The organism is Parabacteroides sp. Marseille-P3160 (assembly GCF_900162725.1).
Classification (GTDB): Bacteria; Bacteroidota; Bacteroidia; order Bacteroidales; family Tannerellaceae; genus Marseille-P3160.
Genome location: NZ_LT799418.1, coordinates 2,419,156 through 2,441,599 on the forward strand (window position 1 = coordinate 2,419,156; position 22,444 = coordinate 2,441,599).

Genomic DNA, 22,444 nt, shown 5'->3' on the forward strand with positions numbered 1-22,444 from the left:
TTTCAATGACTGGTTCAAGAACACGGCGAATTTACTCCGACCTCTGTATTTTCACCTAAAAGGGAGCTTACGAAGAACTGCTATGTTCCGATTTATCCAGGATAAGCCAGCAAAAATGGCATGAGAATATCTTTATCAAAGCATTTTGTTTTTAAATTTTGTCTTTTTAATAAATTTAAAATATGCATAATTGATTCTTTTACTTCCATATGATTCTTCTCATTCCAGATGCAACAAAATATCGTATTTTTTGAGGGGAACGTCAAGACCGCTTTCTATCATTTACGGAGTATTTTAGCGAAAAAGGATTGATTGTACTTCGACAAAAATAGCCGAAATATCGTTTCAATATTTTTACATGTCTGTGAATAAACTGAAAAACTATTATGTAATTTTGTACTACAACCAAACAACAAATATTATGAAAAAACTGATACTATTACTTTCTTTACTATTAATCGTACTTCTATCGTTATTTGTATATGGCAGGCTTTCAGAAAATCCTCTCGATCGGCAAGTGAGATTAGCAGGAATGGTGACCCAAAAGGAAGGGAACTTTAAATTCTCCATGTCGAAAACATTGAGCCGTTCCGAGCGGAAAGAACTTATAACAAGGACCAAGGAGTGCATTACGCGAAGCCTTGAATTAATCCATGAGCCGCCGTTCGATGACGCTATCCATTTCGTATTGGTTCCTACCAGGAATGATATGAAAAATCTTTTGGGAACAGGTATTGGAGGAACTGCTTTCCCCAAAGATTACGAATCTTATCCCGAGGGTGCAAGACCTGATGTAAATTTAATATATGCGGTACATGGAGGCAAACATAACGCGCTCGGGCATGAAGTGATGCATATGGTAGCCTTTCTCAAATGGGGACAGACACATGACTTTTCTCCTTGGTTTGAAGAAGGTCTGGCCACATTATCCTCCCCTGAAACAGAAGATTGCGATGGGTATACTTTCGAACAACGGTATGTATATTTCCTGCAAAACGGAAAACTTATACCTCCTGATTCAACCATGAATTTTTACCAGAAAGGAGATAGTTTGATTCAAAGAAAAATATTTTATAATCAAGCAGCCTATATGGTAGGTTATCTAATTGATAATTATGGAATAGGAAATTTCAAGCAGTTGTGGCAAAACGGCATGGGCGATTTTGAAAAGATATACGGAATCCCGTTTGAGAATTGCATCCGGAAAATCAACGATGAGCTAAATAAAAAATATTCAGAACCAATCAATTTTAGTAGGGAAGCGTTTACTGAAAATTGTATAAAATAGACACAGGCTTTTCCTGTTTAGACAATCGAAATAGAGGTTGAGCCGTTATCAGCTTAATCTCTACTATTCGTGCGATTTCGCACCCTTGGTGTGCGTATTTGCACATTTTATGGGTGGTGTTATTTTTATATATTGCTATTATTTAGTACTTTAATCCAATGGCATGATTCTTGATTTCCTTATAGCAGATACTTCAAAAGATGAGAAGAAAAATCGCATACGTGATACTGCTTTTGGGAATGGTTTCGTACGTTGTACGAAGCCAGTCGTACGATACGCTGCGCCTGACGGTGGAGACGGCTGTGAAGATCGCCCGCCGGCAGTCACCGGATGTGCTGGTCGCACGGCATAGCTTTCGTTCTGCCTACTGGAACTATTGTTTCTATAAGGCAAACTACCGGCCCTCACTGACGTTTACATCAACTCCCAATTTCAACCACCAAATCAATGTCGTTAATTTATCGGACGGTTCTTCCCACTATGTGGAACAAAACCAATTGATGGCAGACGGGGCTCTTTCGATTACACAGAATATTCCGTGGACCGGAGGTTCCTTGTCTGTCAATAGCGGCTTGCAACGCCTGGATTTATACGGAGACAGCCGGACGCATACTTACAAATCCAATCCGGTGACGGTGACATACGAGCAAGCGCTATTCGGTTACAATTCTTTGAAATGGGATAAAAAGATAGAACCGTTGCGCTTCGAAGAAGCGAAGAAATCTTATGTGGAGACACTGGAACTGGTTTCGACCCGGGCCGTGACTAAGTTTTTTGACCTGGCCCGGGCACAAACGAATTTGCGTATCGCGTCGACGAACTATGCGAACGCGGACACTTTATACATATTTGCCCAGGGGCGTTATAATATCGGAACGATCACAGAGAATGAGATGTTGCAATTGGAGGTGAACCGGTTGACGGAAGAAAGCAACCGGATGAATGCCCAAATCGAGGTGGATGATTATATGCAGGAATTGCGATCCTACCTGGGGATGACGGATCGGGTGGTCATTGAAGTGGAAGTCCGTCCGGAGATCCCTGCTGCACAGGTGGAGCTGGACGAGGCATTAAGCCTTGCTTTCTCCAATAGTCCCGACAGGATCACGATGGAACGCAGGAAACGGGAGAGCGAGAGTAATGTGGCGTATGCCCGGTCTCTTTCCGGTCTGAAGGCCGATATCTATGCACAGGTCGGATTGACGCAAACGGGGGATAAAGTCAGTTCCGCCTATAAAGATCCGTTGAACCAGCAATATATTCAATTAGGGCTGCGTTTGCCCATCCTGGACTGGGGGAGGGGGAAAGGGCGGATCCGTGTGGCCGAATCGAATCGGGACATGGTGTATACGCAAGTGGAGCAGGATATGACTAACTTTGAACTCAATGTGCTGAAAGTGGTAAAGCAATTCAACTTGCAAACGAGTAAAGTCAATGTGGCGGCTAAGACCGATCAGACGGCTAATCGCCGGAACGAGGTGGCGCGCCGGCTGTATATCCTGGGCAAATCGACAATCCTGGATCTGAATGCTTCCATTTCGGAGAAAGATACGGCAAAACGGAATTATATTAATGCGTTGTATAATTATTGGACGCTTTATTATACCCTGCGAAGCCTGACTCTGTTCGACTTTGTGAAGGGAATGCCTTTGACGGAAGATTACGAATCCCTATTGAAATAAAAACGATTATGAGTATGGATATACCCTTGAAAAAGAAACATCCGGTCTGGAAATACAAATACCTGATCGGAGGGAGTGTGGTTTTGCTGGCGCTTCTTATCTATTTGCTGGTATTGGCTACCGGCCCTTCCCGCTTGCGGTATGACCGGGAACAGGTACAGATTGTGGAAGTGAAACAGGATAAGTTTATGGAATACCTGGATGTGGAGGGGCTGGCCCAACCCAAATTGACGATCAAGTTGAACAGTATGGAAAGTGGCATTGTCGAACGGATTGTTGCGGAAGACGGGAGCATGTTAAAGCGGGGCGATACCATCCTGATCCTCACAAATCCCGATTTGCAGCGTACGATCGAAGACGAACGGGATGAATTGGAGAAACAACAGGTGTCCTATAAGGAGAAAGCGTTGCAAATGGAGCGGAAAACTTCCGAGCTGAAACGCACTGTTTTGAAAACGAAGTACGAATTAGACCGGCTGAGCAAGCAATATAACCTGGATCAGGAAGAGTATAAAATAGGTATCAAAAGCAAAGCCCAACTGGAAGTGGCTTCGGACGATTACGATTATAATCAGAAAAATACGCAACTGTTGCTGCAGGAGTTAAGGCATGACTCGTTGACGAATCTCATCCAAACGGACTTGATGCGGAGCGATCTGTTGCGCGAAGAAAAACGGTTTAAACGGAGTCATGACCGCCTCGATGACCTGATTGTGCGGGCGCCGATGGACGGACAATTGAGTTTTGTCAGTGTAATGCCCGGCGAGCGGGTTTCGGCCGGCAACAGCCTCGGCGAGCAAAAAGTGATCGACCACTTGAAGATCAGCACGAAAGTCAGCGAATATTATATCGACCGGCTGTCAGTCGGCCTCCCGGCTTCCATCCTTTACCAGGAGAAAAAATATCCGTTAAAGATATCGAAAATCAATCCGGAGGTTAAGGATCGGCAATTCGATGTCGATTTGGTTTTCACCGGGCAGACGCCGGATAACATCCGGATCGGAAAAAGTTACCGTCTTCAGGTGGAATTAGGCCAACCCGAAGATGCTTTGGTGGTTGATAAAGGAAATTTCTACCAGGCGACCGGCGGACAGTGGATCTTTAAACTGAATAAAGATGAGAATAAGGCCGTGAAGGCACCGATCGGGATCGGCCGGCAAAATCCCCGGCAATATGAAATACTGGAAGGATTAAAAGCCGGCGACCGCGTTATTATCTCCGGTTATGATAACTTTGGCGATGTGCAGGAACTGATCTTGAAATAAAGAAAATAACCATGAAAATAATAGGCTTGGCGTTACGTGCGGTTTTGCATTTCAGGTCATATACCATAATTAATATATTGGGATTGGCTCTCAGCCTGGCTTGTGTCATCATTCTTTTCAGGTATGTGAACAGCGAATTTAATGTGGACCGTTTCCATGAAAAATCGGATCGAATCTATGTAACAACTTTGGACGGATATAGCCCATCCGGGAAGACTCTATTCCAAGGGGCATTCAATCCGGGAAAAGAAACTTCATACAGAGATATAACAAAGGCATCGGGTATAGAAAAAAGTACTCAGTTCAGTTTGTACGAAAATGAAAAAATCATATCCGGGAAAAAAGAATTTGAAATAACCGCATTGGTAAGCGATAGCAATTTCCTGGATATCATGACTTATCCCGTCGCTGAAGGACTGTCCAATATCAAGCGTCCCGATGAGATTATTGTAACATCTTCTTTAGCCCAAAAACTATTCGGGAAAGAGTCGGCTGTCGGAAAATCAATTCATTATGAAAAAGATAATAAAGAACTGGTGATCGTGGGCGTGATGAAAGAACCGCAAACCAAAAGTAGTCTTGATTTCGACCTTATTATGTTCAACCAATCGGAATCTTTGATATTGTTGAATCCGGTGGGTTTAGTTTTGCTTTTCCCGAATGTTGATTATCAGAAGATAAATGAAGAGTATAAAGACTTTTTCCACATGGAATATTGGAATATGGACCTTCGTTTCCAGCTTTATCCTCTATCTGAGGTATATTTAAGCAAGGGTATAGTATCTACGGTTTTTAAAACGGCGGATTATAAATACATTCTGATTTTGACTGGTGTCGGTTTTTTATTATTGATTGTCGGAGCCGTTAATTTCATCAATATCTATTCGGTTATCTTGTCGAGGCGCGGACGTGAATTGGGAATGAAAAAAGTATTCGGAGCGGACGGGTTCTCTATTTTCATCCAGTTGACGGTTGAATGTATGGCAATGATCGGTGTCGCCTTGATAATCGCATTAGCTCTGACTGAAACGGCTGGTCTATATATTAGTAAGGCCTTAGGAGTCGATCAGGTATCAGACCTGAAATTTGATGTTGCGCTTCTGCTCTCTTTTTTATTTCTTATCCCTGCGATCGCGGCTTTCTCCCAGTTCATTCGTTATCACTATTCAACGCCGATAAAATCATTGCAAAGTGTGGGAAACACAGGAGGTCGTGGTTTTTCCCGTAAGGCTTTTTTATTACTCCAGTATGCTATCACCATTTTTATGATCATTATCTCTGCCTTTTTCATGAAACAACTTCATTACATGTTGAATGCAGACCTCGGATATAAGACAAAAGACATTATTAAAGTATCTTTTCAATATAAAGACAGGGAAGTCATCAAACAGCAGATGTCCGCATCTCCTCTCTTTAGCGGTTGGACGTGCGGACAAAGTCCGAATTATATATACCCCGGTACGGAAAATCAGATGAAATTCAGTTCAGGCGATAGCGGCATGAAGAAAGTAACCCTACTTGGCACTTCAAACGAATGGATGGATCTATTCGATATCAAACTGATCGAAGGACGGCGTTGGGACGATAGCAAAGAACTTTCCGAGAGCAATCTGATAATAAGTAAATCGGCTTGTAAGTATTTTGGAATAAAAGACATTAACGATGCCAAATTAGAGGGAGAACATCCGATATGGCTTCGATTAGATAATCCTAATTATAGTAATCTTTCTTACAAAGTGGTAGGAGTAGTCAACGATTTCTATGTATCGCATTTGGGGCGGGAACAATATCCTGTGGTTATGTATTATTCCGCTGGCTTTTATCAAGGTATAATGAAGGATGATCTTATTGTAATCGCATCCATTCTTCCCGGACATAAACAAGAAGCTCTGAAATTCCTGAAGAAATTACATGACGAGACGGTTGGAGATGGATTTAAATACACGTTTGTGGAAGATGAAGTGCATGATATGTATAAAGAGGATAAAAAGGTGTCAACCATTTATACGATTTTTACCGTCATTGCGATTCTTGTTTCTTCGCTGGGTTTGTTCAGTATATCGCTATTTGATGTACAGCAACGTTATAAGGAGATTGCGATACGTAAAGTCAATGGAGCGACCTTTCCTGTTATCGTCCGGATATTAGTGAAGAAATATTTGATATTACTCTGCCTCGCTTTTGTTATTGCGGCACCTTTAGCATGGCTCGGCATTCATTCTTATCTGAAAGATTTTGCCTATAAAACACCTATGTCTTGGTGGTTATTTGTCCTTGCTTTTATTGTGACGGCGGCAATATCCTTACTCACACTCCTGTTCCAGGTTCGAAAAGCGGCAAATGTCAATCCGGCGGAAATCTTGAAATCAGAATAATTTGTTTTAAACAATATAAAAACATTACAATCATGATTAAAACAGAGAATTTACAAAAGTATTTTTCAACAGGAATTAATCTTGAAATAAAATAGGGAACTAATTATGCTGATACATTATCTAAAAATAGCGATCCGGAGTATTCTCCGGGACAAAGGATATTCAATCGTCAATATCCTGGGACTGTCGATAGCGATAGCCTGTTGTTTTCTGCTCATCTTCTGGGTGAAGTTTGAAATGAGTTTTGAAAACTGTTATCAAAAAGCCGACCGGACATACCGTTTGATGGAAGTGGAAAAACGGACGGATGGCTTGCATCATTCCCTTTGGATCCGGCCGGGGATTGCGGATGACTTGAAGAGTAAGTTTCCGCAAATCGAGGCGGCGACGTATCTGTACAACGAGCGTTTACCCCTGATTGAAAAAGGAAAAGAGGGAGATGGTATTATGGCGAATGTCGTAAATGCCAATGAAGATTTCCTGCGTATGTTCGACTATGAATACGTAGAAGGATCGCCACAGAGTGTGGCGCAGGAAAGAGGATGCCTCTTGTCGGAAGAGGCCGCTCATAAGTTTTTTGGAAACGAGTCGGCAATAGGTAAAACTCTCTCGTTCGCATCTGAGGAAGGCTATACTATTAAAGCAGTGGTCAAGCTTCCTAAAAATACACAAGTCCGGTTTGACCTTTTAAATGTTGCCGGCCAAATTGGCTATGGCGTACATTATGTTATGTTGAAAGAGCATACGGCTCTGAGTCCGGAATTAAGGAAACAGATTGCAGATTTCCTTTCCACGACGAAAGAAACTAAAAACACGCTGGTTTTACAGCCGCTTCGGGATATTCATTTGCATTCGCCTAAGGAAGTAGCGGTCAACTCAGACGATATTGTTTACGGTAATTTATCGCAAATCTATTTTTTCTCGGTGGCCGTGTTGCTTATTCTTTTTATAGCCATTATCAATTATGTAAATACTTCAATTGCCCGTGCGATGAACCGGATGAAAGAAGTAGGCGTACGCAAGGTAACCGGAGCCAACAAACGGCAGTTAATTGATCGTTTTTTATTTGAATCGTTTATCATGTCGCTTGTATCCGTACTCTTCGCTTTGATGCTGGTGAAACTTTTATTCCCGGAATTCAGCCAGGTGATGGGGAATCAGATTGTATTCGATTTTGATGGGGCATCTATTGGAATTGCGATTCTTGTTTGCCTTTTGATTACGATTTTGTCCGGCGGATATGCAGCCTTTTATTTATCGTCTTTTAGTCCGATTACTATCTTCAGAGGTGGTTCCAAGACCGGATCGAAGGATCGATTACGAATGGTCTTGGTTGGTATCCAGTTCTTCTTATCCGTGGGTGTTCTGATCTGTACCTTTGTGATGTATAAACAGATCCATGCCATCTTCAACGCCGAGACGGGAGTCGACCGGAAGAATATCCTCGTCTTGGAAACTTCGTTGTGGTATCAGGCGGAAGATTTTATAAAGATTATCAAGCAGGAGAATCCGAATATCCTTGAGGCAACGATCGCAGGCAGCGCTCCCTATAACTCTTCCTGGGGATATAGCGGTGTCTCCTGGGAAGGGTGTAAAGAAGATGTCAAAGAGATGGAATTTACGCAAATCTTTTGCGACCATAATTATGCGAGTACATTTGGTTTACAAATGCTGGACGGACAATTTATTCCGCCCGGACTGACCTGGTGGCAATACGCGGAAGCCAAATCATTTAACATCGTTATTAACGAATCGTTCAAAAAGCTGATGGGAGAGGAGAATCCGATCGGGATTACAGTCTTTTATGGCTGGGGGATGAAAGGGAAAATTATCGGTGTTGTAAAAGACTTTAATTTCAAACCATTGAAAGAGAATATCAGTCCTTTGATTATTAGTTTTAATCCGGAATCCTGTATGAGTCTGTTCATTAAAACAACCGGTAAGGACAAACAAAAGACGTTAGATTATATCCTGGCGAAATATAAAGAAATGAAGCCCGACTATGCCAAACGTCCGGTGATGTATCATACGGTAGAAGACGACTATAATAAGATGTATGAAGTGGAACTTCGTACGGCAGGTATGCTTTCGGTATTTTCCATTATCTCCTTTGTCCTTTCGTTATTGGGAATCATCAGCATGATTTCATTTATGATTGAGAAACGGACGAAAGAAATCGCGATCCGTAAGATCAATGGTGCAACTATTCTGGATATCATCCGGCTTTTTGCAGGGGATATCTTAAAGATAGCGGCGATTGCTTCCGTCATTGCGATCCCGATCAGCTACCTGCTGATGGCGGAATGGTTGCAGGATTACGTCTATCGCACGCCGTTGAGTTGGTGGATCTTTCTATTGATTCCTTTCTTCCTGATGTTGATCACCTTTCTGGTCATAGCCGTACAAGTCTATTATACAGCCCGGCAAAATCCTGTGGAATCATTAAGAAGTGAATAATTAAAATAGAAAAACATGAAAAAGTGGATGACGTTTTTTTTATTAGCTATGATCGTTGCCTGTCATAATCCGAAAAAAGAGAGTTTGCCGGTGGTAGATGAAAATGTGGAGAATCAACCGTTCCGGACGGAAGAAGATACCACTATTTATGCTTCCGCTTCCGATGTTGAAACAACAGCTATACTTGAAAATGCGCAAGCATATTTCCGAACGAATAACAAATATAAGGATTGGGATCAGAAGGATAAGAAGACGGTGATTGTCCAATGTGTCGTTGAAAAAGACAGCACGGCTTCCAATATTCAAGTTCGGGGATGTGGAAATAAAGAATTGGATAATGAGGCGATCCGTCTGATTAAAGAAGCGAAAATTACTCCGGCAGAAAAAGGAAACAGAAAGTTGGTCCGCTCACTTTGGACCATTCTCGTACATTTTCCTGCGGAATAAATCGAATGAATGAAGAGATAATTTAATAAAATCGAATGAAATACATACAATTCTTATTTGTTTTCTTGTTACTGATTGCTTGTGGCGGAGGAAAGAAGCAATCGTTGGAGATGGAAGTGAAGCAGGAAATTGCTTTGCAGGAAGAGACGCTCACGAACGGTGAGATCGCGACCTTGGAGGTTGCCGAAAAACCGGAAGTGCGTCATGTTGATCCGGCGAATCCTCCCGTCAGCTTGGATGTATCCGGACAGTTCCGGACAAAAGCATTTGATTTAAGTCACTATTTTTCTACGGTTAAGTATGTAAAGCTAAAGCATCCGAAAGCATCCGAAGGTACTTCTTTTTTCCTTCCGCAAGGCATGGTGATGATTTCCAATGTGGCGAATCTTCCATCGCCGGTAATCTTCCCTTCTGTTCGGGTGAAGGATAATTGGGTGATTGTCGGAAATATGCAGGGACTGTATTGTTATGACAAAGCCGGCACTTATCAATACACGATCTTATCCGCAAAGAATCCGCCGGATGCAACTATTGATCTGAATTTGGCAGATGGCCTCTTAGCAGGTTTTACAATTGTCGGAGACATTTGTTTATATGCCTCCGTCACCAAAGGTCAGGCTAGCGTTCATTTCTATAATCTGAAAACGCGTCAGGAAGAATATAAAAGGATGCTTGTGACCCATCAACCTTTGCTTTTAAATCCGAAACATAAAACTTTTATCGATTATGATTATAAATTGATCGATGACAAGCAGAGTCCTTTTATGTATTCTCTGAATGCCAAAGGTGATACGTTGTGCCGTTTTTTGAATCATAATATGTTGCCGATCGTTAAGGGATCTACCTATCATAATCCGGGCAGTTCGGATCTATATTACTGGAAAGATCAGTTGACCGTCAGACAGATCGGGAATGATACGGTTTACCGGTTTACTTCGGAGAATAGGATCTGTCCTGCTTATGTTTTTTATGCCGGCGCACATCAGGCGACGATTCAGGATCTGATGCAAGGCAAGCAGGAAGGCAAGCGGATTCCGCGGGATTTGAAGGAGACCGACCGGTTTCTATTGTTCTCATTAGGTAGTTCAATCCTTTACTATTATGACAAAATAGAGCAAGCGCTTTATCGGGCCGGAAATACGGAAGAAAAGGGACGGGTATTGATACAGAACTCAATAACCGAAGGAATCCCAATCTATCTGGAGAATCTTACCTGTGGAGACGGGTACATATATACCTTGTGTTCAGAGCCGTCATTGAAACACTTGTCCGAAGATGCACGACTATCTAAAGAACAGCGGGATAAGGTAGCTGCGCTGCGTGATGAAATGGCAGATGGAGAATTTCTTCTGATGTACATGAAATAAATTAGTATTCATTTTTTTATAAAACTTAAATACGTTACAGTTATGATTAAGACAGAGGATTTACAAAAAGTATTCCGCACCGACGAAGTAGAGACCTGGGCATTGAATAATATCAACATACAGATCAAAGAGGGTGAATTTGTGGCTATTATGGGGCCTTCAGGCTGTGGAAAATCCACCTTGCTGAACATCCTGGGGTTACTGGACAATCCGACCGGAGGAAAATACTTTCTGAACGGAGTAGAGGTGAGCTCCTATACCGAATCGCAGCGTACCAAGCTGCGTAAAGGTGTGATCGGCTTCGTTTTTCAGAGTTTTAATCTGATTGATGAATTGAATGTCTTTGAAAACATCGAACTTCCCCTGCTTTACTTGGGCGTTTCCGCCTCGGAAAGGAAACGGAAAGTAAACGAGGTGATGAACCGGATGCAGATCACCCATCGTGAAAAGCATTTTCCGCAGCAGCTATCCGGTGGACAGCAACAACGGGTTGCCATTGCCCGGGCGGTCGTGGCCAATCCGAAGCTGATCCTTGCCGATGAACCGACCGGTAATTTGGATTCCCGCAACGGGAAAGAGGTCATGGATTTGCTGACCGAACTGAATGGCGACGGAACGACCATCGTCATGGTCACGCACAGCCAGCATGATGCCGGTTATGCCGGACGAATCATCAACTTGTTTGATGGCCAACTGGTTTCGGAAGCAAGGTTATAGAATCCTTAATGCCGTTTCCGTTGATTTGCCTTTGTATGACGGAGGAAGAGGCTAAATGTCCAAAAAGAGCCTCTACTTCTTTTTGCTTTCTCTAAAAGTGGTGCCGCCAGAAAGAGAACTTTTAACGTACTCCATCGTAAGGAACGGGAACTTTTTTATGTGTTTAATATTGCAGACCTATTCAGAATAAGCTGTTTATATTCGTCCTTCATTTTGTCAGGCATAAGAGATATGTCTATAAATTCATACCATTGGGGCAATACTTTCCTGAATTTATCATAGACATTTTCAATTGCCTTTCCATCTACCTTAAAGCTTTTTAGAAGATTATCAAAGTCTGCTCTTTTTAGCTTCCGCTTCTTGCCGTTTAAGGGCAAAGCCAGTTCCTCATTATCTTCGGGTATAACCAATTTCGTAGATAATAAATCATAAGCAGGAGCAAATGTATATTCCCCCATTCCTTTATAAAGAGAGAAGTTCTTCAAATGCATATCTGCATTTCCTGTCAGATAGCAGAATAGTAGAACTTCAAAGTAATTAATCAAGTCCAATACTGGATAGACTGAATATTCTACAATTTTTTTCGCTATTTGTTCATGTGAACCCTTATATTTTTGTTCTGTCAGCTTCTCTGTCAATTGGCACATGTCTTCCATTGGAATTTTACCGCCTTTTTTATCCCGGTCGATTCGTTTTGTGATATAAGTCAATGAACCGTCTCTGAAACGTATTAGAGAATGAGGAACGGTTTTTATTTTTGTCAACTCTGCCAAATGCATGGTTAAGTCTTCATTTTCGGGAAGATTGGCATATTGTTCTGTTTGAGGTTTCAGGATATAGCCTCCCCATAAGCCGACTATTGTAAAACGCTTCTCTCCGCTTTTTTCCTTCTCTAACTCGACAGAAAGTTTTGGTTGTACGCCCGTAATCGTTATTTGTGAACGGACAACCTCTAAAGCCAATGATTCTATGTCTGCTTTACTGTATGGAAGAACAGGGGGGGTAACAGTTCCAAATATTTTCTTTGAACATTGGGGATGAAAGTCTGTCTGTCCCTCTTCAAGTGGCTGATAACAATATAAACATCTTTGCATAATACTTAAGATTAAAAGGGTTGAACGCTAACAGCACCAATGCAATCTTTACAACAAGCAAGCAGTAAAGACATTCTATCCCGGTTACTTATTTTCCAGTTCTTCTCGGCAATATCCAATAGCCATCCTTCGGGTATCAGTCCGTCAAAGAAAGGATGCAATACATTACTAATATAAGGCTTGTCTGTTAGAGGTAAAGTTAAGCTGATCGGTTCCACTTTTTCGCTGGTCAAATAGTCCGCATCATACTCAAACTTATATCCGTTTTCATCCTCCGTCAGAATACCTGCAAATGTATTGTACATGTAAATCTTGGCTTGTTTCATGGCTCTATTAGATTAGTCCTGTCCATCGGTACAACACCGATTTGCATTCCGAACAGCCTTAAAACTTGGTTTACTTTGTCCATTTTCAGGGTTTCTTTCCCTTGTTCCAGTTCACGCAGAAAACGAAGCCCTACGCCTGCTTTTTGTGCGAACTCTTCACGTGATAATCCAAGTGCTTTGCGCTTGGTTTTTACATATTCGTTTAATGGTAGATTATTCATATTCGATACCGTTTCGGGTACAAATATAAGAATATTATTTAATAAACACCCGAGAGGGTATTTAAATATGAAAAACCAAAGAACGATACCCGAAGGGTTATCTATTGGAGGAAATTTAACAGATAATACGATTTTTGATTATTTTTTATTTGCTAATGAGTTTCGATGACGGAAGAAGAGGCTGAATGTCCAAAAAGAGCCTTGCGACGACCTGAAAAAGGAGTATACTCATTCAATTCATTGAGTATACTCCTTTTTGATATCGAATATACTCAATGATAAAATCGAGTGCACTCGATAATTTTCTGTACAAATCACTACTTTGGGGATAGCCCTCCTTTGGATTTGTTACTTCGTTTGTCGTTTTATAAACCGCTGAAATTAACATCGCTGAATAGGAGGGAGGGGATGCGGCGGCTGGATGAGAGCCGGGGATCATTGCCTACTTCCGCCAGGTTCCCGAAGAGGGTAATTAAATTTCCCGTAATGTTCATTTCGGAAACGGGTTGCACCAATTGTCCGTTCTCCACCAGGAAGCCCTCGATTCCGAAGGAGAAATCGCCCGTCGTGCTATTGCTGTTTCCTCCGTTGAAGCCGGTGACCAGGATTCCTTTGTCCAACGAAGCGACCAGGCCGTTGAGATCCTTTGTACCCAAGGGCATGGTGACAATCGAAGGAGAACTGATGGTCTGCGGAACGCCCAGCTTGTTTGCATTATAGGTGTCGATAAAGTAGGTTTTTAGGACGCCGTTCTCGAAAATAGGCAACCGTTTGGTCGCAACGCCTTCCCCGTCAAAGTAACGGGCGCCGACGGCTTTCGGCAAATGAGGTTCGTCGGTCAACGTGAACAGGTCGCCGAAGACTTTTTCATTCAGCTTGTCCAACAGGAAGGAGTTCTTCTGCTGGATAGCGGAACCTGTGATCGCGTTGAGGACGGGAGAGAGCAGGCGGCTGACGTTCAGGTTATCGACAATCATCGGCATCTTGCCGGAAGCGACCTTCTTTTGTCCCAGTTTCCGGGTGACGCGCTCCAGCGCTTTCCGCCCGATGCCGGCCTTTTCCAATGTATCGAAATAGAGCGAAGAGTCATACCAATAGTCCTGCGGGCGGGCATCTCCGTCGCCTTTGATGCTGACACCGCCATACAGGGAATAGTAGGACGACCGGCTTTCGCCTTCGAATCCGTTGCTGGCGATCAGATACGAGAAATTGTCTCCATCGCTGTAGGAAGCTTCCGCAGAGATGATCCTGGGGTCTTTCCCCATAATCTCATCGCAGACATCCATCGCCAATTTGACTTTATTATCCGGCTGTACCGTTTCGAACTTTGCATCGTATAATTCCAGGTTCGGATTGCCGCCTTTGTAATAAAGGGAAGCGTCCGGGAGCGTGCGCGCCTTGTCTTCCGCCAGGAAGCGGGCCGATTCAATGCCGTTCCGGATAAACTTCTCCAGTTCGACTTTCTGAAGCCGGTTGGTAGAGTAGTTGCCGTATTTTCCGTCTACATAGAGGGTGATAGCCAATGCGTTTTCGGACGCCTGTTGCAGGCGGTCTATCTTTTTATCCCGGATTTCATAGGAACTGTTGGAACCGTTGTACAGGCTTACGCGGGCTGCCTGGCACCCATTTTTCAAGGCAAATTCCATCGCCCATTGTGCTAATTTCTTGTGCTCTGCTGATATCATTCGTTTTCTCCTCCTACCGTTAATTTACTGACTAAGGCCGACGGCATCCCGCAGGTGACGGGGCAGGATTGCCCGTCTTTTCCGCACGTCCAGGTGCCGTTATCCATCTTGTAATTGTTACCCACCATGGTGATGTCCGCCAACGCCTTCGGGCCGTTGCCGATGATGTTGATATCTTTGATGGGTTGCGTCAGTTTACCGTTTTCGATCAGGTAACCGTCCTTGACGAAGAAGGTAAAGTCACCGGCGCCGATCTGCACTTGCCCATTCGTGAAATTGGCAGCGTAGATGCCGTGTTTTACCGTGGAGATGATCTCTTCTTCGGTATAGTTGCCATTCTCCATATAGGTTGCGCGCATCCGGGGGATCGGCATCATGCGGAACGATTCGCGCCGGCCGTTGCCTGTCGGGCGGACACCGTAATGCTTGGCACTGATGCGGTCGTGCAGGTAGCTGGTCAATATGCCTTCGCGTACGATGTAAGTCTTCTGCCCTTCGACGCCCTCGTCGTCTATATTCACCGAACCGCGGTTGAAAGGGATTGTTCCGTCGTCCAGCACGTTGATATGTTCGTCGCAGACTTTCTTGTTCAGCTTGTCGGCGAAGATGGAAGTGTTTTTTCTGTTGAAGTCTGCTTCGAAGGTGTGGCCTATGGCTTCATGCAACAGGATGCCGGAGCCTCCGGCTCCCATCACTACCGGCATTTCGCCGCCTTTCGGCTTGATGGCCTGGAAAAGAAGCGCCGTCTTCCGGACAGCTTCCTGGGCCACTTCTTCCATCCGCTCGTCGGTCAGGAATTCCGCTCCCATACGGAAAGAACGGGAGGCGAAGGAGTTCTCGATCTTATCGTTTTCCGTCATGATACATTGGGCGTAGAGCGTAACCATCGGGCGGTAATCGTAAAACATTTGTCCCTCCGAATTGCAGAAGAAGATATGCGAAGTCGTATCACCCAATCCGGCGGAAACTTTGGTTACCCGGTTGTCCAATGCGAAGATCCGGTCGTTGAGCTTTTGCAGGTAGGGTGTTTTCTCTTTGACCGACAGCTCGTCCCAAGCGGTCTTTACCGCATAGAAATGGTTCGAGCCCGGCAATTCGGTTAGATTGACCGCTGCTTTTCCGGAAGTTCCGGTAGCGATCCTTGCCGCCGTATGGGCGGCTTTCAGCATTTCGGGCAGCGCTACATCCTCTACATAGGCATAGCCGGTCTGGTTGCCGGCCAATACCCTTACTCCCATTCCGAAATCGATGCTCGAAGAGGCGCGGTTAACGGATCCGTCCTGTAGTCCGATGTTATTATAATAACTGTGTTCGAAAAACAGGTCGGCATAGTCGCCTCCTTTTTCCAATGCTGCGGCCAGAACTTTTTTTAAATCGGTTTCATTAATGCCGAAATAATCGAGTGCAAAAGAGATGGCGGCCGCCTTGTCTTCTTTGCTTCCGGTCCAGCTTCCCAAGAAGGAGGGGACCGCCAAGCTTCCTATCATGGCCATACTTCCTTTTTTTATAAAGTCGCGTCTGTTTAAACTCATATTACGTACTTTAGGGTTGATATATAGGTACTAAAAAGCGTTTCTTTGTATTCATCAATCCTGAAACGGATTTTAAGATGAATACAAAGAAACTTATTTTCCGCCAAATAAATGACAAAATCGCTTTGTTTTTTACTTAGAACTGCGGTAGTTTCCAAGGCGCCCGGTAGACGGCCTTCGATAAAGCAGTTGCTTCCGGATCATTGACAAACAGGTGGTTCGCCTCATCCCAGCGTACTTCCCGGCCTACCCGGCAAGAGATGTTCGCCAGATGGGAGAGGATGGCTACGCGCGAACCGATTTCGATGTCGGCGGCCGGCCGGTTACGGCTTTTCATGCAATCAAGGAAGTTACCGACATGATTGTATAATCCCTTTCCTTCGCCTTTCTTCAGAGGGACAGCCTCCATGCGCGCCTCTTTGCCGGAATATTCGGGAATGACTTCCCAGCCTCCCCGGTCGAGTACCAGGGTTCCGTTTTCTCCATAGAACGCCAGCGCTTCCCGGCGGTCGAACAATCCGTGGTCGATGCCGCAGGCATGATCCCAGACAATATTAAAATCGTCATAGGCATAAATGGCCATCAATGTATCCGGTGTCTCCATTGCATCATTCGGATAGGCGAATTTGCCGCCTCCGGAAAAGACCTTGGACGGAAGTCCGACGCCCATGCCTTCCAAAGCATAGTCCAGCAGGTGGACGCCCCAGTCCGACATCAATCCCCCGGCATAATCCCAGAAGAAACGGAAATTGTAGTGGAAACGGTAGATATTGAACGGACGCTTGGGAGCCGGGCCCAGCCACATGTCATAGTCTACACCGGGAGGTACCGGGGAATCCGGCTTGACGGGCAGCGTCGGTTTGCCCGACTGGTAGGCCCATACTTTTACGGTACGTACCCGTCCGATGTTTCCTTCACGGATAAAGGCGGCGGCCTCGTTCCAATGCGGATCGCTGCGCTGCCATTGGCCAACCTGGACAACCCGGTCGTATTTGCGGGCGGCCTTGAGCATCAGTTCGCATTCTTCGATCGTATTGGACAATGGTTTCTCTACGTATACGTCTTTGCCCGCCTGGCAAGCGTAGATGGTCGGAAGGCAATGCCAATGGTCGGGGGTTCCGATAATGACTACGTCCACGTCTTTGTTCTCAATTACTTTTCGCCAGTCTTTGTAGAGATTTTTCACTTTTTTCCCGGTGGCCTTTTCTACGTCTGCCGCCCGTTTGTTGAGCCATTCGTCGTCGACGTCACAAAGGGCGATGCATTCTACTTCCGGATACTTCAGAAAAGTGCTCAAATCGGAATATCCCATGCCCCGGCAACCGATCAGGGCTACTTTTACCTTATTGCTCGGAGCGGTGGCGCCGTATACCGATTGATAGGAATTGCCGATGAGGGGTGCTAAGCCGAATCCGGCAACGGAGAGTGCCGTTTTTTGAATAAAATTTCTTCTTTTCATGGATTTTTGGTCGAATTATATAATAATATACTCTGTGCGCGTTAACACTAAAGTGCAATATTACAAAAAAAACTCTTATTTTTGGCTTCTGTGAATGAAAGCTTTATTTTTTTTACAAAATAACAAAAATATGTCTCTAAAACAACAAACGGAATGGTTTGTCTTATATACGGCTCCACGGGCGGAAAAGAAAGTGAAAGAACGGATCGAGATGGGGGGGGGGGAATGCTTTTTGCCCTTGCACCGGACTCCCCGTGTCTGGTCGGACCGGGTCAAGATGGTGGATATCCCTCTCTATAATTCCTATCTGTTTGTCAGAACGACGGATACGGAATTGCGGACCTACCTAAAGATACCGGGGGTAGTACGGATTGTCTTTTATTGTGATAAACCGGCAGTCCTCCGCCAGAAGGAGATCGATACGATCCAGGCCTTTCTGGAACAAGCGGCCGAACAGCCTTTATGCTCGGGGGATGAAGTGGAAATCCTTGCCGGGGTGATGAAACATGTTTCGGGGAAAATCCGGAAAATCAGAAAGGATTATCTTCTCTTATATATTGAACAATTAGGAGCGACTGTTTGTGTAAAAACCGGATCCGTAGCGCGGATAGACAGACTATTGAAAAGGTAGCTATTCATCGATTTTGTGACTTTTATTGTGTAGTTTTGTATAAGGAAACCGGAAGGTCTCTTTTTCTCAATTCGGTTTTAGGTATATTATATATATGGAATCAATTAAACAGGTCTTTCGGATCGGACAGGGTCCTTCGAGCAGCCATACAATGGGGCCTCGCCGGGCTGCATTGATGTTTTTGGAACGTAATTCGGATGCTGCACGGTTTCGGGTAACCCTTTACGGCAGCTTGGCTGCGACGGGAAAAGGGCACTTGACCAATCGGGCTATCCTTGCCGTGCTGGAACCGGTTGCCCAGACTGAAATATTGTGGGAGCCTCAGATTGTACTGCCCTTCCACCCGAACGGCATGCTTTTCGAATCGTTCGATGGCAAAGGAAATAAAAAGGAATCATGGACGGTTTTCAGTATCGGCGGCGGCACTTTAGCCAACGAATCATTCAACGAACAGGAGGCAAAGGAGGTCTATGCGATGCATACTATCCGGGAGATCGAGCAATGGTGCTACGAAACAGGCCATGCCTATTGGGAATACGTTTCTTTATGTGAGGGGGAAGAAATATGGGACTATCTGGCGGAAGTCTGGCAGGTCATGCAGGATGCTATCAAACGCGGTTTGGAAGCGGAGGGCGTACTTCCCGGAAGTTTGAATCTTCGCCGGAAAGCCTCCGATTATATGATCCGGGCCAAGGGATATACCGCCAGTGTAAAAAGCCGGGGACTGGTTTATGCCTATGCTTTGGCCGTATCGGAGGAGAATGCTGCCGGCGGACGAATTGTGACGGCGCCTACCTGCGGTTCCTGCGGAGTGATTCCTGCGGTCTTATATCATTTAAGGGAAAGCCGTGAATTTCGCGACTCCCGCATCTTGCGCGCCTTGGCGACTGCCGGTTTGTTCGGCAATGTAGTACGTACCAACGCCTCTATTTCGGGTGCTGACGTGGGTTGCCAGGGAGAAGTCGGCGTTGCCTGTGCGATGGCGGCCGCGGCCGCCTGTCAGCTTTTCGGCGGGACGCCGGCACAAATCGAGTATGCGGCGGAAATGGGATTGGAGCATCATCTGGGACTAACCTGCGACCCGGTGGACGGCTTGGTACAGATTCCCTGTATTGAGCGAAATGCTTTTGCCGCCGCCCGGGCGTTGGATGCCAATACTTTTGCCACATTTTCGGACGGGAAACATCGGGTAAGTTTCGATCAGGTAGTTGAAGTTATGCGGCAGACCGGCAATGATCTGCCCAGCTTATACAAGGAGACCTCTGAGGGAGGTTTGGCAAAGAAATACGAATAAACGAGCATGGGGAGAGAGGGAGAGCGTCACCCTTCTGCCGGAGAAGAAAAAAAGTCCGGGCTTCCCTAAGCCCGGACTTTGTCTAAAAACGGAAGAATTTTTTATACCCTCTTTTATTATTATTTTAGAAACTAAGCGGAACAATCAGTTTGATCCCGAAATTACGCCCCATATTAAAGATACCTGGCCTTCCGGTTACCAGATTTTCGTCGGTGTATTTCAACCGGCTCAAATGGTTCTGATAAGCTTTGTTTGTCAGATTGTTGGCTGTAAAGTATAAAGAGGCCAAGGTATGTCCTTTGTGGACAAAATCCGTACCGAACGAGGCATTAAGCAAGGTATACGACGGCGTTACTGTTTCAGTTCCGAATGCGGAATAGACATGATCTTGCCTCATATTATGTTCTATACCTAATGATATATAGGTGTTATTCAGTATTTTGCCATGTCGTATAAGATCATACCGGAGATCGGAAATCCATTTAGGCGCAGGCGTAAAAGGAAGATATTTACTGGAATCAGGTTGATCGGACTGAACTGAATTTACATACGAGAATGTGTTCTGAAAATGCAACCGTTCTACCGGATGTATGTCAATGCTTGCTTCTCCTCCTAATATACGGGCATCACCCGATACGAACTGGTATGTTCGATAGCCTTCAGTCAGCAAATCGTCCCCATTATCGCCGAGCAGTTTATGAGAGAAAATATAATTATTGATCCGATTGGCAAATAGCGAAAGTTCTCCCGACACCCATGGAGAGGAATATCCTACTTCCCAATCGATTTGCCAACTGTTCTCGGCTTTTAATTCCGTATTTCCTTTCTCATACCGTACCGTACCTTCGTGTACGCCGTTCGATGCGAGTTCACTGATATTGGGCGCCCTGAAGCCTCTTGACAGATTCAATTTGGTATACCATGAATCGGTTAACTGATAAGCCAATCCTAAACTACCGCTGATTCCGAAGAAATGACGGGAAAAGTTGGTGAATTTTTCTTCTGCTCCGGCCTCATTCTGATCCACGACCTCCTCGTCTTCATTTAAATATAACGGCTCGCCATGTGTATTGCGACGATCGAGGCGTATGCCGCCGCTTACATCCAGCCTATTAAAATTCCGGCTTACCAAAACGAATGCGCCAAGGTCAAACAGATTATATTCGGGAATAAGGAATTCGGTCCCTTTATTAAGGGACTTCTGATACATTCCGTTCACTCCTGTTACTATTTTGTAACCGTTAATATAAGGTAGTGAATAGCGTACGTCGTAGTTTATGGTATGTAACTGGAAATAAAGCCCGTAATCATCAGGAGATGCAATCTCTTCAAATTCCTGGCGACGGTTTTGTTGATAACCGATGATAGTCCGAAGGCTCCCTTTTCCTATGATTATATTGCTGTTGGATACGGCCTTATAATGATAGATTTGCTGATAAGGCATCTGATGGCTATATGATTTACTGTCTTTATCCGTTGCGATTGCCTCTCCTTCCTCTCCGTCTACAATAACCGGCTTGAGGAATTTGCCGGTCTCTTCATCCCGGTCTCCTTCTATTATTCCCGGAGTAAGATGATAGTAGTCGAGCGTAAGATGTGAATATCCCCAATTTCGGTTTATGCCTAACAAACCGGATACCGCTTTCTCCATGAAACCTGAATTGTAAACATATCCGTCATATTTATTTTTATAGGAGTGTGCCATTTTATCGCTATACCTCCAGTTCCATACAAAGCCGTTTTGATTGCCTGCAGTATTCAGAGAATAGTTAAACAACCCATTATTTGTTTGGTATTCCGTAGCTACATTGGCTTTTATCGAACCCGGAGGCAAGATCGGCTCCGAGATGAAATTGAGGACACCGGCCATGGCATCCGAGCCGTAAATCAAGCTGCCGGGATCTTTCAATATTTCAACGGCGTAGACACTCTGTGCATCAATTTCAATCCCATGTTCATCTCCCCATTGTTGTCCTTCCTGGCGTATGCCATCATTAACAACAACTACCCTGTTATAGCCTAATCCACGGATCACCGGTTTGGAAATGCTGCTGCCTGTTGTTATTTGCGATACGCCGGGTTGTTTGGCTACCGCATCTATAATATTGGTAGATGATTGTTGCTTCAACTCTCTTTGGGATACATAAGAAACCGGAGATGGGGTTTGCTTTTTCAGGGAATTTCCTGTCAATGCGGTAATTACCACTTCATTCATGGTAGCATTGGATTCTTTTAATATAAAATCAAGCGTCTCGGTCGTTTTCAAATCCACTGTTTGTACAATAGTTTGGTGTCCCAGATAACTTACCTGCAGAATTGTTTTTATAGCGGGTAGACCGGTTATCTTGTAATTGCCTTGCTCATCGGTGATGGCCCCTGTTTTTAATTCGGGAAAATATAGGTTTACCCCGATGAGTGCATTTCCATCTATTTTGTCTGTGACCTTTCCGCTCAATGATTTGCTTCCGGCCGGAGAATTTGCAAATATAGTTCCCACGGAGAAGACAAATAAGATAATGATATATATAGTTTTCATTATTATATATTTATGATGTTCAAGATCCAAATAAGATATTTGAATCCTGACTTTATTTAATAAATGTT

The 22,444-nt window shown here is 44.4% G+C and carries 17 protein-coding genes; 10 read left to right on the top strand and 7 right to left on the bottom strand.

What is annotated here, in order from left to right:
• Nucleotides 1-421 precede the first annotated feature (421 nt).
• The 8 genes from BQ8014_RS09660 (at nucleotide 422) to BQ8014_RS09695 (ending at nucleotide 11,598) form a co-directional block, all read left to right on the top strand.
• Complete coding sequence (locus tag BQ8014_RS09660) at nucleotides 422-1,288, top strand: hypothetical protein (protein ID WP_139785108.1); 867 nt, start codon at nucleotides 422-424, stop codon at nucleotides 1,286-1,288.
• 200 nt (nucleotides 1,289-1,488) lie between these two features.
• Nucleotides 1,489-2,970, top strand: coding sequence for a TolC family protein (locus tag BQ8014_RS09665; RefSeq protein ID WP_080904156.1), 1,482 nt, complete (start codon nucleotides 1,489-1,491; stop codon nucleotides 2,968-2,970).
• 14 nt (nucleotides 2,971-2,984) lie between these two features.
• Nucleotides 2,985-4,235 (top strand): efflux RND transporter periplasmic adaptor subunit, encoded by a 1,251-nt coding sequence (locus BQ8014_RS09670; RefSeq protein ID WP_080904157.1) that lies wholly within the window; start codon nucleotides 2,985-2,987, stop codon nucleotides 4,233-4,235.
• Nucleotides 4,236-4,246: 11 nt separating this feature from the next.
• A complete protein-coding gene (locus tag BQ8014_RS09675) occupies nucleotides 4,247-6,610 on the top strand; it encodes an ABC transporter permease (protein ID WP_080904158.1) in 2,364 nt (787 codons plus the stop codon).
• Between the two features lie 105 nt (nucleotides 6,611-6,715).
• Nucleotides 6,716-9,067 carry an ABC transporter permease gene (locus tag BQ8014_RS09680; RefSeq protein ID WP_080904159.1) on the top strand — a complete coding sequence of 784 codons (2,352 nt, stop codon included), beginning with the start codon at nucleotides 6,716-6,718 and terminating at the stop codon, nucleotides 9,065-9,067.
• Between the two features lie 15 nt (nucleotides 9,068-9,082).
• The gene (locus BQ8014_RS09685; RefSeq protein WP_080904160.1) at nucleotides 9,083-9,514 is read left to right on the top strand and encodes an energy transducer TonB; all 432 of its coding nucleotides are present in this window, start codon (nucleotides 9,083-9,085) and stop codon (nucleotides 9,512-9,514) included.
• 35 nt (nucleotides 9,515-9,549) lie between these two features.
• Nucleotides 9,550-10,881, top strand: coding sequence for a DUF4933 domain-containing protein (locus BQ8014_RS09690; protein WP_139785109.1), 1,332 nt, complete (start codon nucleotides 9,550-9,552; stop codon nucleotides 10,879-10,881).
• Nucleotides 10,882-10,923: 42 nt separating this feature from the next.
• Nucleotides 10,924-11,598: an ABC transporter ATP-binding protein gene (locus BQ8014_RS09695; protein WP_080904162.1), complete on the top strand. Its 675-nt coding sequence runs from the start codon at nucleotides 10,924-10,926 to the stop codon at nucleotides 11,596-11,598.
• Nucleotides 11,599-11,753: 155 nt separating this feature from the next.
• Here BQ8014_RS09695 and BQ8014_RS09700 read toward each other — a convergent pair whose 3' ends face one another.
• The 6 genes from BQ8014_RS09700 to BQ8014_RS09725 form a co-directional block, all read right to left on the bottom strand.
• Nucleotides 11,754-12,692: a HipA domain-containing protein gene (locus BQ8014_RS09700; RefSeq protein WP_080904163.1), complete on the bottom strand. Its 939-nt coding sequence runs from the start codon at nucleotides 12,690-12,692 to the stop codon at nucleotides 11,754-11,756.
• 11 nt (nucleotides 12,693-12,703) lie between these two features.
• Complete coding sequence (locus BQ8014_RS09705; protein ID WP_080904164.1) at nucleotides 12,704-13,018, bottom strand: HipA N-terminal domain-containing protein; 315 nt, start codon at nucleotides 13,016-13,018, stop codon at nucleotides 12,704-12,706.
• On the bottom strand, nucleotides 13,015-13,239 hold the full coding sequence (locus BQ8014_RS09710; RefSeq protein WP_080904165.1) for a helix-turn-helix domain-containing protein: 225 nt from the start codon (nucleotides 13,237-13,239) through the stop codon (nucleotides 13,015-13,017). The genes BQ8014_RS09705 and BQ8014_RS09710 overlap by 4 nt, the downstream gene beginning before the upstream one ends.
• 365 nt (nucleotides 13,240-13,604) lie before the next feature.
• A complete protein-coding gene (locus BQ8014_RS09715; protein ID WP_080904166.1) occupies nucleotides 13,605-14,924 on the bottom strand; it encodes a TldD/PmbA family protein in 1,320 nt (439 codons plus the stop codon).
• Entirely contained in the window at nucleotides 14,921-16,456 is a 1,536-nt protein-coding gene (locus BQ8014_RS09720) for a TldD/PmbA family protein (protein WP_080904167.1), read from the bottom strand. The genes BQ8014_RS09715 and BQ8014_RS09720 overlap by 4 nt, the downstream gene beginning before the upstream one ends.
• Before the next feature lie 136 nt (nucleotides 16,457-16,592).
• A complete protein-coding gene (locus BQ8014_RS09725; protein ID WP_080904168.1) occupies nucleotides 16,593-17,915 on the bottom strand; it encodes a Gfo/Idh/MocA family protein in 1,323 nt (440 codons plus the stop codon).
• Nucleotides 17,916-18,045: 130 nt separating this feature from the next.
• Between BQ8014_RS09725 and BQ8014_RS09730 the strand changes: the two genes are divergently transcribed.
• Both BQ8014_RS09730 and BQ8014_RS09735 read left to right on the top strand, forming a co-directional pair.
• Nucleotides 18,046-18,546 carry a UpxY family transcription antiterminator gene (locus tag BQ8014_RS09730; RefSeq protein WP_080905910.1) on the top strand — a complete coding sequence of 167 codons (501 nt, stop codon included), beginning with the start codon at nucleotides 18,046-18,048 and terminating at the stop codon, nucleotides 18,544-18,546.
• A 94-nt stretch (nucleotides 18,547-18,640) separates the two neighbouring features.
• Entirely contained in the window at nucleotides 18,641-19,840 is a 1,200-nt protein-coding gene (locus tag BQ8014_RS09735; RefSeq protein ID WP_080904169.1) for an L-serine ammonia-lyase, read from the top strand.
• A gap of 124 nt (nucleotides 19,841-19,964) precedes the next feature.
• On the opposite strand, the gene BQ8014_RS09740 is transcribed toward BQ8014_RS09735, so the two are convergent.
• On the bottom strand, nucleotides 19,965-22,376 hold the full coding sequence (locus BQ8014_RS09740) for a TonB-dependent receptor (RefSeq protein WP_080904170.1): 2,412 nt from the start codon (nucleotides 22,374-22,376) through the stop codon (nucleotides 19,965-19,967).
• Nucleotides 22,377-22,444: the final 68 nt, after the last annotated feature.

Excerpts from the sequence above, each read along its gene's own strand:
- BQ8014_RS09660 (WP_139785108.1), top strand. The coding sequence starts at position 422 with ATGAAAAAACTGATACTATTACTTTCTTTACTATTAATCGTACTTCTA.
- BQ8014_RS09665 (WP_080904156.1), top strand. The coding sequence starts at position 1,489 with ATGAGAAGAAAAATCGCATACGTGATACTGCTTTTGGGAATGGTTTCG.
- BQ8014_RS09670 (WP_080904157.1), top strand. The coding sequence starts at position 2,985 with ATGGATATACCCTTGAAAAAGAAACATCCGGTCTGGAAATACAAATAC.
- BQ8014_RS09675 (WP_080904158.1), top strand. The coding sequence starts at position 4,247 with ATGAAAATAATAGGCTTGGCGTTACGTGCGGTTTTGCATTTCAGGTCA.
- BQ8014_RS09680 (WP_080904159.1), top strand. The coding sequence starts at position 6,716 with ATGCTGATACATTATCTAAAAATAGCGATCCGGAGTATTCTCCGGGAC.
- BQ8014_RS09685 (WP_080904160.1), top strand. The coding sequence starts at position 9,083 with ATGAAAAAGTGGATGACGTTTTTTTTATTAGCTATGATCGTTGCCTGT.
- BQ8014_RS09690 (WP_139785109.1), top strand. The coding sequence starts at position 9,550 with ATGAAATACATACAATTCTTATTTGTTTTCTTGTTACTGATTGCTTGT.
- BQ8014_RS09695 (WP_080904162.1), top strand. The coding sequence starts at position 10,924 with ATGATTAAGACAGAGGATTTACAAAAAGTATTCCGCACCGACGAAGTA.
- BQ8014_RS09700 (WP_080904163.1), bottom strand. The coding sequence starts at position 12,692 with ATGCAAAGATGTTTATATTGTTATCAGCCACTTGAAGAGGGACAGACA.
- BQ8014_RS09705 (WP_080904164.1), bottom strand. The coding sequence starts at position 13,018 with ATGAAACAAGCCAAGATTTACATGTACAATACATTTGCAGGTATTCTG.
- BQ8014_RS09710 (WP_080904165.1), bottom strand. The coding sequence starts at position 13,239 with ATGAATAATCTACCATTAAACGAATATGTAAAAACCAAGCGCAAAGCA.
- BQ8014_RS09715 (WP_080904166.1), bottom strand. The coding sequence starts at position 14,924 with ATGATATCAGCAGAGCACAAGAAATTAGCACAATGGGCGATGGAATTT.
- BQ8014_RS09720 (WP_080904167.1), bottom strand. The coding sequence starts at position 16,456 with ATGAGTTTAAACAGACGCGACTTTATAAAAAAAGGAAGTATGGCCATG.
- BQ8014_RS09725 (WP_080904168.1), bottom strand. The coding sequence starts at position 17,915 with ATGAAAAGAAGAAATTTTATTCAAAAAACGGCACTCTCCGTTGCCGGA.
- BQ8014_RS09730 (WP_080905910.1), top strand. The coding sequence starts at position 18,046 with ATGTCTCTAAAACAACAAACGGAATGGTTTGTCTTATATACGGCTCCA.
- BQ8014_RS09735 (WP_080904169.1), top strand. The coding sequence starts at position 18,641 with ATGGAATCAATTAAACAGGTCTTTCGGATCGGACAGGGTCCTTCGAGC.
- BQ8014_RS09740 (WP_080904170.1), bottom strand. The coding sequence starts at position 22,376 with ATGAAAACTATATATATCATTATCTTATTTGTCTTCTCCGTGGGAACT.